The 12858-nt window shown below is 67.8% G+C and carries 12 protein-coding genes; 4 read left to right on the plus strand and 8 right to left on the minus strand.

Annotated features, from left to right (window positions below):
* Positions 1–707: 707 nt before the first annotated feature.
* The gene (locus tag ACTOWK_RS12425) at positions 708–1808 is read right to left on the minus strand and encodes a hybrid sensor histidine kinase/response regulator (RefSeq protein ID WP_441330469.1); all 1101 of its coding nucleotides are present in this window, start codon (positions 1806–1808) and stop codon (positions 708–710) included.
* Between the two features lie 241 nt (positions 1809–2049).
* On the opposite strand from ACTOWK_RS12425, the gene ACTOWK_RS12430 reads away from it, so the two are divergent.
* Positions 2050–3003: an aldo/keto reductase gene (locus tag ACTOWK_RS12430; RefSeq protein WP_441330470.1), complete on the plus strand. Its 954-nt coding sequence runs from the start codon at positions 2050–2052 to the stop codon at positions 3001–3003.
* 102 nt (positions 3004–3105) lie between these two features.
* A complete protein-coding gene (locus ACTOWK_RS12435; protein WP_441330471.1) occupies positions 3106–4074 on the plus strand; it encodes a DMT family transporter in 969 nt (322 codons plus the stop codon).
* 86 nt (positions 4075–4160) lie between these two features.
* Here ACTOWK_RS12435 and ACTOWK_RS12440 read toward each other — a convergent pair whose 3' ends face one another.
* A complete protein-coding gene (locus tag ACTOWK_RS12440; RefSeq protein WP_441330472.1) occupies positions 4161–5930 on the minus strand; it encodes a hypothetical protein in 1770 nt (589 codons plus the stop codon).
* Between the two features lie 619 nt (positions 5931–6549).
* On the opposite strand from ACTOWK_RS12440, the gene ACTOWK_RS12445 reads away from it, so the two are divergent.
* The gene (locus tag ACTOWK_RS12445; RefSeq protein WP_441330473.1) at positions 6550–6678 is read left to right on the plus strand and encodes a hypothetical protein; all 129 of its coding nucleotides are present in this window, start codon (positions 6550–6552) and stop codon (positions 6676–6678) included.
* A 7-nt stretch (positions 6679–6685) separates the two neighbouring features.
* On the opposite strand, the gene ACTOWK_RS12450 is transcribed toward ACTOWK_RS12445, so the two are convergent.
* From ACTOWK_RS12450 to ACTOWK_RS12460, 3 genes are all read right to left on the minus strand, one after another.
* Entirely contained in the window at positions 6686–7219 is a 534-nt protein-coding gene (locus tag ACTOWK_RS12450) for a pseudouridine synthase (RefSeq protein WP_441330474.1), read from the minus strand.
* A 73-nt stretch (positions 7220–7292) separates the two neighbouring features.
* Positions 7293–8177 carry a class I SAM-dependent methyltransferase gene (locus ACTOWK_RS12455; protein ID WP_441330475.1) on the minus strand — a complete coding sequence of 295 codons (885 nt, stop codon included), beginning with the start codon at positions 8175–8177 and terminating at the stop codon, positions 7293–7295.
* 69 nt (positions 8178–8246) lie between these two features.
* Positions 8247–9251, minus strand: coding sequence for a LysR substrate-binding domain-containing protein (locus tag ACTOWK_RS12460; protein WP_441330476.1), 1005 nt, complete (start codon positions 9249–9251; stop codon positions 8247–8249).
* A 122-nt stretch (positions 9252–9373) separates the two neighbouring features.
* On the opposite strand from ACTOWK_RS12460, the gene ACTOWK_RS12465 reads away from it, so the two are divergent.
* Positions 9374–9616 carry a hypothetical protein gene (locus ACTOWK_RS12465; protein ID WP_441330477.1) on the plus strand — a complete coding sequence of 81 codons (243 nt, stop codon included), beginning with the start codon at positions 9374–9376 and terminating at the stop codon, positions 9614–9616.
* 268 nt (positions 9617–9884) lie between these two features.
* On the opposite strand, the gene aceK is transcribed toward ACTOWK_RS12465, so the two are convergent.
* The 3 genes from aceK to ACTOWK_RS12480 all read right to left on the minus strand — a co-directional run bounded on the left by aceK (position 9885) and on the right by ACTOWK_RS12480 (position 12621).
* Positions 9885–11621, minus strand: a complete 1737-nt coding sequence (aceK, locus tag ACTOWK_RS12470; protein ID WP_441330478.1) for a bifunctional isocitrate dehydrogenase kinase/phosphatase — start codon at positions 11619–11621, stop codon at positions 9885–9887.
* Positions 11622–11749: 128 nt separating this feature from the next.
* Entirely contained in the window at positions 11750–12238 is a 489-nt protein-coding gene (locus ACTOWK_RS12475; RefSeq protein WP_441330479.1) for a hypothetical protein, read from the minus strand.
* On the minus strand, positions 12235–12621 hold the full coding sequence (locus tag ACTOWK_RS12480) for a hypothetical protein (protein WP_441330480.1): 387 nt from the start codon (positions 12619–12621) through the stop codon (positions 12235–12237). The genes ACTOWK_RS12475 and ACTOWK_RS12480 overlap by 4 nt, the downstream gene beginning before the upstream one ends.
* Positions 12622–12858: the final 237 nt, after the last annotated feature.

Here is a 12858-nt window from a genome sequence, read left to right on the forward strand (position 1 = left end):
CGGGCGCTGAGACCTTGGCGGACCCAGGCCATGATGGCGCCGCGCTCTTCGGGACTCAGGTGGGTGTAGTGGTGGCCCATGTGCAGAACCCTTCGGTGGGTGATGCACTTAAGCTTAGAGACCGCCTTGCTTTAGACAAAAGAAAGTAACCCGCCGCTTTAGTGGCGGAAGCTTTTGGCGTTTGATTCTGATCTAGATCTTGCTTGAGCGAGGCACCGCGAGACCGACGCAACGTGGTCGCGGCTCGCGCCGTTCCTACCCTGGCTCCAGCCGGGAGCAGCGCGAGGTCGAGGCGTCGTGGTCGCCGCTTCTAGGGTAGGAGCGGCGCAAGCCGCGACCACGCCCTGTCGGCTTCCGGCGTTTCTATCAAGCAAGTGCAAAGCTTCCGTCCGCTGACGCGGCCGGGTTACTTTCTTTTGCTAAGCCCAAAAGAAAGGTAACCAAAGAAAAGGGCTCTCCTTGCAAGGGCACAAGCCCGCGCGATCGATGCATACGCAGGGATGCTCCAGACAGGCCATCCATGGCCTGCTTGCGCACGGCCCGCATCCCTGCGGGCCGCCCTACGGGTCTTCTGTTGACCGGCAAAGCTACAAAGCAAAAGCCACAACCAAGCCGATCAAAATCTCGGCAACGGCAACGGCAACGGCAACGGCAACGGCAACGGCAACGGCAACCGCAACGGCAACCGCAACCGCAACCGCAACCGCCTACTCCGGCGCCGCCTCCGGCAACTCGATGATGAAGCGCGAGCCGCCGTTCTTGCGTTCCTCGTACCAAAGTTGACCGCCGGCGTTGACGACGATCTGTTTCGCCAAGGACAGGCCCAGACCGCTCGACAGGCCGTCGTCGATGTCTTCGTCGTGCAGACGCACGAAGGGCTTGAACAGTTCGCGCTGGCGGGCGACCGGGATGCCGGGGCCGCGGTCGGCCACGATCAGTTGCCAGAAGCCGGGGGCGCTGTTGCGCGCGGCCAGCAGCAGGTCGCTGTTGGGCGCGTATTTCATCGCGTTGGTGACCAGGTTCTCGCTGACCTGGCGCAGCACGCGCGGGTCCATCGCGACCTGCGCGGTGCCGTGCGGGGGCGGTGCGATTTCGACGCGGATGCCGCGCGCGTCGAGTTGCATCTCGTAACGACGCACCAGCCAACCGAGAGTCTCGCTGAGGTCGGCGCGGCCCTGCATCGCGCCGTGCTCGCGGGTGCCGGCCTGGCTTTCCAGGTAATGACGGATGTAGCCGAGGGCGTCGTCGGCGCTCTCGTGGATCATTTGCAGGTAGCGCGGCACGCGCTCGGGCTTGCAGCCGTTGTGCAGCAGCAGGTCGCTGGCGAACAGCACGCTGGTCAGCGGATTCTTGAGGTCGTGGGCGACCAGGTTGACCAACTCCTCGCGCTCGCGGGCGACGCGCTCAAGGCGGTCGCGGGTCAGCTTCAGGCCGACGTGGGCGTTGACCCGCGCCAGCAGTTCTTCGGGCAGGAAGGGTTTGGTGACGTAGTCGACCACGCCGGCATCGAACGCGCGCAGCAACAGGTCGCGGTCGTGGGCGGCGGTCACGAACACGACCGGTACGCGCAACGGCGAGCCGGCGCGCAATGCGGCCATGACTTCGAAACCGTCCATGCCCGGCATCATCACGTCGAGCAGGATCAGGTCCGGCGGCGACTCGGCGTACAGGCGCAAGGCTTCGTCGCCGGTCGAGGCGGACACGACCTCATAACCCTGGCGCGAAAGCAGGGCGGTGACGACGCGCAGGTTCGCGGCCTGATCGTCGACGACGAGAATCCGACCGGTGGATGTCGCGGCAGTGCTCATACGTCCTTGAAATCCCCTATGGCGGATTTTTCACGCTGAATTCGCATAAATGAACCGCGAGGAAACGGTCGAAAGTTAACAGAAACCTTCACACAAAGGCGGGATAAAACGCCGAAAAGCTGAACAGTTCACGGCCCCTGCGACAACCCGCCGCGCTCGGCAACGCGGCGTTGCGGATTCGGTGATGTCGCGACCGAATGCGGCGGCGCATCATGGACGCCCTTCGATTAAGGAATCCGCAATGAGCCTGCGACCGCTCGGCCGTTCGATCCTGTCGACGGCGCCGCTCGCCTTCGGCGGCAACGTATTCGGTTGGAGTGCCGACGAGGCGACCACCTTCGCCCTGTTGGACGCGTTCAGCGACGCCGGCTTCGGCCTGGTCGACACCGCCGACGCGTATTCGGCCTGGGTGCCCGGCAATGCCGGCGGCGAGTCGGAAACCCTGATCGGCCGTTGGCTGGCCCAGGGCGGCGGGCGCCGCGAACGCATCCTGATTGCGACCAAGGTCGCCAAATGGTCGCAGCGGCCCGGGCTGTCGCCGGCCAACATCCAGGCCGCAGTCGAGGACTCGCTACGGCGCCTGCGTACCGACCGCATCGACCTCTACCAGGCCCATGAGGACGACCTGAAGGTCCCGCTCGAGGACACCCTCGGCGCGTTCGCGCGGTTGATCGAGCAGGGCAAGGTCGGCGCCATCGGCGCTTCCAACTACTCGGCCGCGCGCCTGGCCGAGGCGCTGGACGTGGCCGAGCGCCATGGCCTGCCGCGCTACGAGACTCTGCAGCCGCATTACAACCTATACGACCGCGCCGTGTACGAGGCCGAGCTGGAACCGCTGGTGCGCGAGCGCGGGCTCGGTGTCATCAACTACTACGCCCTCGCCAGTGGCTTCCTGACCGGCAAGTACCGCAGCCGCGACGACCTCGACAAGAGCCGCGCACGCGGCGGCGCGGTCGCGCGCTATCTGGACGCGCGCGGCCTGCGCATCCTCGCCGCGCTCGACGAAGTCGCCGCCGGCCAGCGCGCGACCCAGGCGCAGGTGGCCCTGGCCTGGCTGATCGCGCGGCCGTCGGTTACCGCACCGATCGCCAGCGCGACCAGCGTGGCCCAGTTGCAGGAACTGCTCGCGGCGACGCGGTTGTCGCTGGCGGCCGACGAGATCGCCGCGCTCGATGCGGCCAGTGCCGAGGACTGAACGCTTTGCGATGATCGTCGCTGCCCGACGCCCCCTGCTGCGCGGCGCTTCGATTCCGCCCGCCGCTACCGTAGCCTTCCACGTCCCCAACGCCTGCCCGCCATGACTGCTGCATCTCCCGCCGTTACCGTCGCCGCTCCGAACCGCGCCCGACGCCTCGGCATCGCCCTCGCCGCGAGCGGCGCGGTGCTGTTTTCGGCCAAGGCGATCCTGGCCAAGCTGCAATACCGCTACGGGGTCGATTCGCTCGACGTGCTGACCCTGCGCATGGCCTTATCGCTGCCCTTGTTCGTGCTGCTGGGCATCCGCGAGACCCAGCGCGCGCGCCAGCGCGAGGCCTTGCCCTCGCGCCGCGACCTCGGCCTGATCCTGGTGCTCGGCGTGCTCGGCTATTACCTGTCCAGCTTGCTCGACTTCTGGGGCCTGGAGTACGTGCCGGTGTCGCTGGAACGGCTGATCCTGTTCCTCAACCCGACCATCGTCTTGTTGATCGGTTTGTTCGCCTATCGGCGCAAGGTCGCCGCCAAGGAGTGGATCGCGCTGGCGGTCAGCTATGCCGGCGTGGTCCTGGTGATGGTCGAGAACCTGCGCGTGCAGGGCGAGCACGTGTTGTTCGGCAGTGCGCTGGTGCTCGGCGCGGCGGTCAGCTATGCCTTGTACCTGGCCATGTCGGGCGAGTTGGTCAAGCGCATGGGGTCGCTGCAACTGGTCGCCTACGCGATGGTGGTGTCGACCGCGGCGACCCTGATCCACTACCTGATCGCACGCGACCCGAGCGGCCTGTTCGGCCTGCCATGGCAGGTCTACGGCCTGGCGATGGCGAACGCGGTGTTCTGCACCTTCCTGCCGGTGACCTTCACCATGGCCGCGGTGGCCCGGCTCGGCGCCGGCACCGCCGCGCAGTTCTCGGTGATCGGGCCGGTGTCGCTGGTGTTCCTTGGCGCCTGGGTGCTCGGCGAGCGCATCACCGCGATCCAGTTGATCGGCACCGCGGTGGTGTTGGGCGGCGTGGTGCTGTTGTCGCGGCCCGGCGCGAATTCGGTGCCGGTGGCGCCGCCGGACAACAAATAACCGGCGTGGCTGCGCTGGCTTTCATGCTTCGCAGATCAGAAACAGGCGCCTTGCGGCGCCTGTTTCGTTTGCGGCTTGGGTATCGCTCAGTGCGTGGCCAGCATCGGCTGGAACTGCGCCTGCTGGAACACGCCGCCGGCAAGGCAGGCATTGCTCTGCAAGGTCGCCAGGTCGGCCTGGCGGCGGACCAGGTCGCCGTAGTTGCGGATGGTCGAGCCGACCACCGGGTCGGCCATGTTGAAGGTGGTGGGGCTGGCCAGGGTGCCGTTGCCGATCAGGAACCGCGACAGCGTCGCTTGCGCGCCGGACGAACGCGGGCCGACGTGGAGGAAGCTGGTGGTCAGGGTTTCGCGGCCGTGGCAGGCATCGCAGGTGTTGAGCGAGAGCTTGTTGCGGGCGTTGTTGTTGACGATGCCGGGATGGGTCCAGGCCACCTGCGGGCTCGGGTTGCGCACCGAACCGGTCAGGAACGGCGTGCCCAGGTAGCTGAGCGGCACCGAGTGCTGTTCGACCAGCACCTGCGCCTGGTTGGCGTTGACGTAGCTGGCGAGCAAGGTGCCGGCGTTGTTGAAGACGTGGTTCGGGGTCTGCTTGGCCGGCACGATGCCGAGCTGGGCGGTGGCGCGCACGATGTTGAACTCGCGCAGCTCCCACGGGCTCTGCAGGAACTCGTTGGTGCGGATCTGGTTGATGGCGCTGCCGTTGGGCTTGCGCGGCGCGGCGTTGGCGCCGGTGAACTGGTCGGTGATCGCCTGCAGCGACGAGTTGTACAGCGACGAGCCCAGGCTCATCGAGCCCAACGCGCCCCACTGCTGGGCGAAGCTGCGCACCGCCGGGCAACCGTTGATCGGCACCCCGTATTCGAGGATCACGGTGAAGCGGTGCACGGTGCAGCTGCCGGTGGTGTTGCGGCGGATCACCCCGAACACGAAGCGCCCCTCGCCGGCGTTGCCGCCGCCGTAGCCGGCGCTGCCGCGCAGGTCGACGCGGTTGACGATCGCCAGCAGGCGCATCGGCGAACGGCTCAGGTCGAGCTTGCCGTTGCTCAGGCGCGGCCAGCTGGCGAGCACCTGCGCATTGACCGAGGTGCGCGCCGGCACCACGAAGCTGTTGACCGTGGTCGAGGTGTTCCAGGTGCGGATCCAGTTCTCGACGAAGTCGGACGGGTCCACGCCGGTCAGCGGCTGGTTGGCCATGTTGGTCATGAGCCGGTTGAAGGTCCAGGCGCCGTTCGGGTTGCCGGCGTTGGTGCAGGCGTCGAAGGTGCGGGTCGGGTCTTCGACCACGGCCGGGTGGGTGACCAGCAGCGAGCGCTCGGGGCGCACGATCGCCGGCGGGCCGAGCAGCACGCCGCCGGGAATGCGGATGCGCGCGCGCGCGGCGACCTGCTCGCGCAGCTTGTCCGGCGGCAGGAAGACGATCGGGCTGTCGCCCAGATGCTCGCGGCCGTCGAAGCTCGGCACCGTGGCCTTTTCTTCGGTGGCCAGCGCCTGGCGCAGCTCCTGTTCCTTGATCAGGCCGTCGAAGTCGAACGGGATCATCGCCCGGTACAGCTGCGGGTTCTGCGCGTCGCGCTGCAGCTTGACCGGCTTGTCGCCGACGTTGAACGGAATCTCGGCCGGCAGGTCCTGGCCTTTGACGTAGATAAACTCCAGCAGTGCGTTGCCGTCGGGGTGGTCGTCGACCGGAGTAATGAAGCTGTCTTCGAGCACCGGCGGGGTTTGTTCGAACCCCGGCTCCTCGGCCGCGGCGACCCGGCCGACCGCGCTGTCGGCGGGCGCGGGATACGACAGATAAGCGGCGGACGCGCACAGCATCGCGCCGAAGCCGAACGAAATCGAACGCGGTCGGGTCATGGCTAGTCTCCCCCAGAGAGAACTTGGCTGGTGGCGCATCGGCCGGTCCTGGCACGCGCCCGTCACGGCACGCTAGAGGGCGCGGCGACGCGCTGCCACGACGGACCCGGGATCAAACCGGGTCGATATCTCATGCGGCTTCGCGATAGACCGCATGCTTGCGACGGCGGTCGCAGATCGATCGGCGAAGCTCGGCAGCATCGGGGGAGGAGCGGCGCAAGCCGCGACCGCGACACCGCAGATACGTCGCATGCCGGGTGTCGCAGTCGCGGCTTGTGACCGGAGGAAATCCCTCAATGGCGCCGCTCCTACCCCCAAGAGCGCTCGGCGCGGGACAATTCCCCGCACCGCTTATCGGGATTGGGGATGCAACGGCTTCTGATCGCGATCGCCCTCGCCGCCGCGGGCGTATTCGTCTATCTGCACTGGTTCGCCGCACCCGTGGCGTCGGACTATCGCATCGCCGAGATAGAGCAACGGCCGATCCCCAGACGCGAATTCTTCGAACTCTGGCGCGAGACCGCGTTCGGCCTGTGCGCGCAGGCGCAGCAGAACCATCGGCTGAGCCCGGCCGCCTGCGAGGACTACGTACGCGACCAGCACGCGCGCTGCGTCGGCCGTGCTGTCGAGCAAGGCCGAGTCGCGCCGCCATGCGCGGCCCTATCTGGATTGCGTCGTGCCCGGGGTGTTCTGCAACGGCGTGGAAGTGCGCGACCTCGCCGAGGCCATGCGGCACTGCCGCGACTGAGCCGGCTTCAGCGCGGGCTCCATTGCCCCGGCATCAGCCCGTCGAGGCGATGCGGCCCGATCGCGACGCGCACCAGGCGCAGGGTCGGCAACCCGACCGCGGCGGTCATGCGCCGCACCTGGCGGTTGCGGCCTTCGTGGAGGGTGATCGCCAGCCAGGCATCGGGCACGGTCTTGCGGAAACGTACCGGCGGGTCGCGCGGCCATAGCGCCGGCGTGTCGAGGCGTTCGACCCGCGCCGGCAGGGTCCGGCCGTCGTTGAGTTCGACCCCGTCGCGCAAGGCGTGCAGTGCCTGGTCTTGCGGGTCGCCTTCGACCTGCACCCAGTAAGTTTTGGACTGCTTATGGCGCGGGTCGGTCAGGCGATGGGCCAGGCCGCCGTCGTCGGTCAGCAGCAACAGGCCTTCGCTGTCGTGGTCCAGGCGTCCGGCCGCGTACACGTCCGGCGGCAGGCCGAAGCCGGCCAGGGTCGGCCGCGGCGGCTGGCTGCGATCGGTGAACTGGCACAGCACGCCATAGGGTTTGTTGAAGGCGATCAGCACGCGGGCGGGGCCGAGCAGAGCGCGAGGCGGCGCGGGCCGCCTCGCGGAGTACTACGGCGCTGGGTCGGCGGACTCAGCGCGGCTTGCGGAAACGCAGGGTCATGCGGTCGCTTTCGCCGATGGCCTTGTACTTGGCCGCGTCGGCGGCGGCGTGATCGTTCGACGGCGGCAGGGTCCACACGCCGTTCGGGTAGTCCTTGGTGTCGCGCGGGTTGGCGTTGATCTCGCTCTTGGCCTCGAGCTTGAAGCCGGCCGCTTCGGCCATCGCGATGACCTGTGCCTGGCCGACGTAACCGCTCTTGTCGTTGGCCGGCAGGTCGGTCTTGGCGCGATGCTCGACCACGCCGAGGGTGCCGCCCGGCTTGAGCACGTCGAAGAAGCCCTTGAACATGCCCTCGGCCTGGTCGGCCGAACGCCAGTTGTGGACGTTGCGGAAGGTCAGCACCACGTCGGCCGAGGCGGCCGGGCCGAACGCCGGCTTGTAGCCGTCGTAGGCGGCGACCACGGCCTTGTCGAACTGCGCCGGCGCGCCGGCGAACTTGGTCTCGAGGTTGGTTTTGGCCTTGGCGTAGTACTTGCGCGCGGCGTCCTCGGACTGCGAGTCCGGGTCGACCACGGCGGCGACGTAACGCCCGCGCTCGGACAGATACGGCGCGAGGATCTCCGAGTACCAGCCGCCGCCCGGGGTGATTTCGATGACGGTCTGGTCCGGGCGCAGGCCGAAGAGCTGCAGCGTTTCCAGCGGATGACGGTAGGCGTCGCGGGCGACGTTCTTCGGGTCGCGCCAGCTGCCGGCAACGGCCTTCTTCAGCGCGGCATTGGCGGCGGGTTCGGCGGCCTTGGTCGCGGTTTCGGCAGCCTTGGCCTTGGCGGCGGGCTTCTGTGCGTGCGCTACCACGGCCAGGCCGGGCAGCAGCGCGGCGAGCAACAGCAATCGAGCGGGACGGTTACGTTCCATGCAACGGACTCCGGTGGCATCGGACAGGGGGCGTCAGCCTACCGCAAGCGCCCCGCGCAGGGGATGTGCTCAACGGCGCTTGCCGGCGGCCTTGGCGCGGGTGCCGGCAGGGCCGCTTGCGGGGCTGTTCGCGGGGCCATTGGCGGTTATGGCGGTGCGTCCGTGGCGGGCGAGGTGATCGGCTTCCATCTCGGCGACATAGGCCGTCGCCTGCTCGTGCAACCAGGTGCGGAACGAGCCGAGCCCGGCGTGATCGACCGAGCGCTGCGGGTACACCAGGTAATGGCCCCAATCGATCTGCAGCCGGCATTGGCTCAGCGGCACCAACTGGCCGTTCTGGATCAGCAGGCGGGTGCGCGCCATGCGGCCCAGGGCGACGCCGAGACCCTCGACCGCGGCGCGGTGCATGGTTTCGGAATCGTCGAAATGGGCGACGTAGCGGTTCGGCATCTTGCCGCCGTAACGCTCGAACCAGTCCTTCCAATACGGCGACAGGTCGCCGAGCAGGGGCCAGCGATGCAGGTCCTCCTGCGCCGGTAACTCGCCGCCCATGCGTTCGATCAAGGCCGGGCTGGCGACCGGGATCAGGGTCTCGTTGAACAGGTGCTCGGTGACCAGCCCGGGCCAACGCCCGTAGCCGCCGCGCATGGCCGCGTCGATACCGGGTTCGCGATCGAAATCGACCACCGCCGCCGACGAGAACAGATTGAGTTCGAGCTGCGGGCAGCGGGCGACGAAGCTGCCCAGCCGCGGCACCAGCCAGGCCGAGGCCATCGAGGCCATCAGGCTCAAGGTCAGCACCTCGTCGCGGCGCGGGCTGTAGGGGCGCAGGGCATGGTCGAGCGCATCCAGATGCGGCGCGACCACCGACAGCAGCCGTTCGCCGTCGGCGGTCAGCCGTACCCCGCGCGGCCCGCGCTCGAACAGGCGCCGGCCGAGACGTTCCTCCAGGGTGCGGATCTGGTGGCTGAGCGCGCTGACCGTCAGGTTCATCGAATCGGCGGCGCGGGTCAGGTTGCCCGTGCGCGCGGCGGTCGCGAAGCCCAGCAGCGCATGCAGCGGCGGTCGATTCATCTTGAATCCCTTTCAAGTCTGGCTTGCAAACGGCGCGCTTTTTTGCCGTATCCGGCGAGCGTACCTTGCGAATCACTCAATAAGCCAGTCCATACCGGGCCGGCGCCGCAGGGAGACGAGCCATGAATATCTACAAGAACCTGATGTTCCTGCACGGCCATTTCGTCGATCCGCGCGATGCCGACGACGACCTCGCCGAGACCGCCGCCGAGACCGCCGCCGCGGCCGTGGTCCAGCGCAGCCAGCAAGTCGTCGCCCAACGTTCTGCGACCGCCGCCGTCACCGGCTGGCGCGCGTGGTTTGCTCGCACCCCGGAGCGCCTGACCCGTCCGGACGCCTGCGGCGATGCGCATGGTTGTGCTTGAGGTATAGGCGACTCGCGGACGGCTCTTGCCTCGTCTGCTTTGTCAGAGCCAGAGCCAAAGCAAATCCCCCCAGCCCCCCTTTTCCAAAGGGGGGAACGGCAACGACGGTCGACAATCCATTGCCCCCTTTGACAAAGGGGGCAAGCGCCCCGGATGAGCACGAAGTCCGAGCGGGTTTCGGCGCGGGGGATTTGCTTCTCCGCGTGATGCGTTGAGAGCGGAGCAACAGCAAATCCTCCCGCCCTTCACTTTCAACGGCGCCTTCCGGCTAAGGCAGCCGCCGCTGCTCCGGATACGGCGCCACGTCGTTGTGACGCCCGCTGACCAGGCCGTCCTGCACCTGCTGCCACCACTCGACCCGGAAGATGTCGGCATGCGCGTGCATCAGCGCGCCGAGCAAGGCCGGCGACAAGCCCAGGAAGCGTGGGAACTGGGCCGGGAATACGTCGTTGCCGGCGGCGTAGAACCAGGCGCCGGACTCCATCTCCTCCTCGTGGTTGCGCGGTTCCGGCACGCTGCGGAAGCGGCAGTCGGTGACCAGGCACAACTCGTCGTAGTCGTAGAACACCGCGCGGCCGTGCCGCGATACGCCGAAGTTCTTCAGCAGCAGGTCGCCCGGGAAAATATTGCTCAGGGCCAGGTCGCGGATCGCCTGGCCGTAGTCGATCACCGCTGCGCGCGCGGCCTCGGCGGTCTGCTCGCGCACATAGAGGTTGAGCGGGCGCAGGCGGCGCTCGACATAGCACAGGTGCAGCACCAGGTCGTCGCCGTCCAGGCTGATGCTGCTGGCGCAGGTGCTCAGCAATTCTTCGAGCAGGTCCGGGGCGAAGCGCGCGCGCGGGAAGCGCAGGAACCGGAACGGCTGCGCGTCGACCAGCCGGCCGACGCGGTCGTGGCGGAACACCAGCGAGTACTTGGCCTCGACTTCCTCGCGCGCGACCTCCTTCGGGTAGGCGAAGCGGTCGCGGATGATCTTGAACACCAGCGGATAGCTGGGCAGGGTGAACACGGCCATGACCATGCCGCGCTCGCCCTCGGCGCGGATCAGGCGGTCGCCGGGCTGCGCCGCGAACTGGCGGAAGAAGGTGCGGTAGCGCTCGGTCTTGCCCTGCTTGGCGCGGCCGAGCACGGTGTAGAGCTCGTCGATCGGCTTGCCCGGCAGCAAGGTGCGCAGGAACACCACTGCATCGCCGACCGTGCCGAGGTCGGCATGGAAATAGCTGCGCGAGTAACTGAACAACTGCACGACTTCGCTGCGCAAGGTCAGCACCGCATCGACCTTGAGCGCGCCGCCCTCGTTGACCAGGGCGATCACGCACGGCGAGAACGAGCGTTCGCCGAACACGCGCCCGACCAGGTAGGCGCGGCGCTCGCGATAGAACACGGTGTCGAGCAGCTCGACCGCGCGCACCGGGTGCGGGCCCCAGTGTTGCAAGTCCTCCTGCAGGCGCACCGCGATGCCGGCCGCGCAGCGCGTGCGGTGCGCGTACGGCACCGCGAACGGGTAGTCGCCGAGCACGCGCATGAAGGTTTCTACCAGGCGGTCTTCCGACACCGCATAGCTGTGGCGCGCGACCGGATGGGTGATGGCGTCGGTCGGCTCGATGTCGAGCGCGACGAATTCCATCGCCGGGTCGACGCCGCGGGTCTTGAAGAAGCGCCGGGTCAGGGTATTGAAGAAGGTCTTGTAGAGCTCGCAGTCGAGCAGCGGCGCGATCGCTTCGGCATAGGCCGCATGCACCGCCGACCACAGCCTGCGGTCGCGGGCGCGTTCGCCGAGCCGGCGTTCGAGCGAATCGCTGGCCTCGGCGATACACAAGTCGTAGAGCTCGATGCGCTCGATCGCGTCGTCGCGCTCGCCGTTCCAGTCGCTGCGCTCGAAGCGGCCCTGGGCGCGGCGGGTGATCGCGGCGAAGCGCGCGTGGTAATCGGCGAAGGCGTCGCGGATCAGGCCGGCGACGGCAGCGGCTTCGGCAATGGTATTGGCGGCGGGCAGGGTGGCCATGGCTGGAGTGTACGGCGGAGCCGCGACGTCTGTGGCCTGTTCGTCGCCGCCGCGGCCCGCGATTAGCGCCGGATGAAACGATCACGACCGCTGCGATAGGATGCCGTTACAGGCTGCAAGCAGCGGCGTTACGACCCGGGTCGTAACGTGACGGAAACCAGCGAAGCCGGTGTCGCACGCGTTGAACGCTGCGCTAGCCACGTTTCCAGCGCGATCGTCAGCGCCAGGATCGCCAGCAGCGGCCGGGCATGCGGCAGGAACAACTCGAAAGTAGGCTCCCACAACGCCCAGGTATTGCCGTAGAACGGCGCGTAGCTGGTCAGGTTCGCATGCAGGGCGAGCAGGGTCGCCGCGATCGTCGCGGTCGCCGCGATCCAGGCATCGCGCGGCAACTTGCCGCGCCGCCGTTGCCGCCATCGCAGCATCGCCGTTGCGGGCAGCACCACCAGCGCGAATGCGAAGCTCGTCGACAGCCACAGTTCGAACAGGAAGCGGCTCGAGGTCATGATCTCGACCGAAGCCAGATCGATTTCGCCGACCACGTAGGGCCAATGCACCCAGGCCGGCAACGCGATGGTGGCGATCAGCAGCCAAAGATAGCGGACCAACGTCGTCATGTGCCGGCCAACAGCGCTTGCAGTCGCGCAGCCGTATAGAAGCGGGTGTCGGCCAACGAGCGTTCGTTGCCGGGGGCGATGTCCTCGTCGAAATTCAACACCGGACCGTACACATAGCCGCGGACATCGCCGAAGCTCGATAGGCTGCGGCAGACCCAGAGCTTGTAACCGCGGCCGACATAGCCGCGGCTGCCGCCGTCGGCGGGCAACGGCGCTTCCTGGTCGGACCGAGCGAAGCTTGGCGCGCGTCCGGCGAGTACGTCGCGGAAGTCCTGTGAGGCTTCGAGGATGGCGCGGCGGGCGGGTTCGCTGAGTGCGTCGGGATCGAGGCCGGCAAATGGGCCGTCGGCGAGTATGCGGTCGGTGGGGGGAGTCGTTGTCATGGCGTCCGATCCTTGGGGTGGGCGTCCTGTGTCGTCTTCGAGATTTCGCATCGACATTGCGCGAGGTTGCGCGGTTGCTGGTGCGCGGCTGCATTGAGAGTCTAACCCGCGTTCCGTTGCAGCCTGCCATGTCGGGCCCCCACTGTAGGAGCGACGCGAGTCGCGACCAAGGGACGCGCAGAGACAACAACGCCGACGTCCTTTATCGAAGCGGCGTGCTTTCGCGGGAGTAGGAGC

This window comes from Lysobacter sp. CA196 (genome assembly GCF_052078695.1).
Classification (GTDB): Bacteria; Pseudomonadota; Gammaproteobacteria; order Xanthomonadales; family Xanthomonadaceae; genus Lysobacter.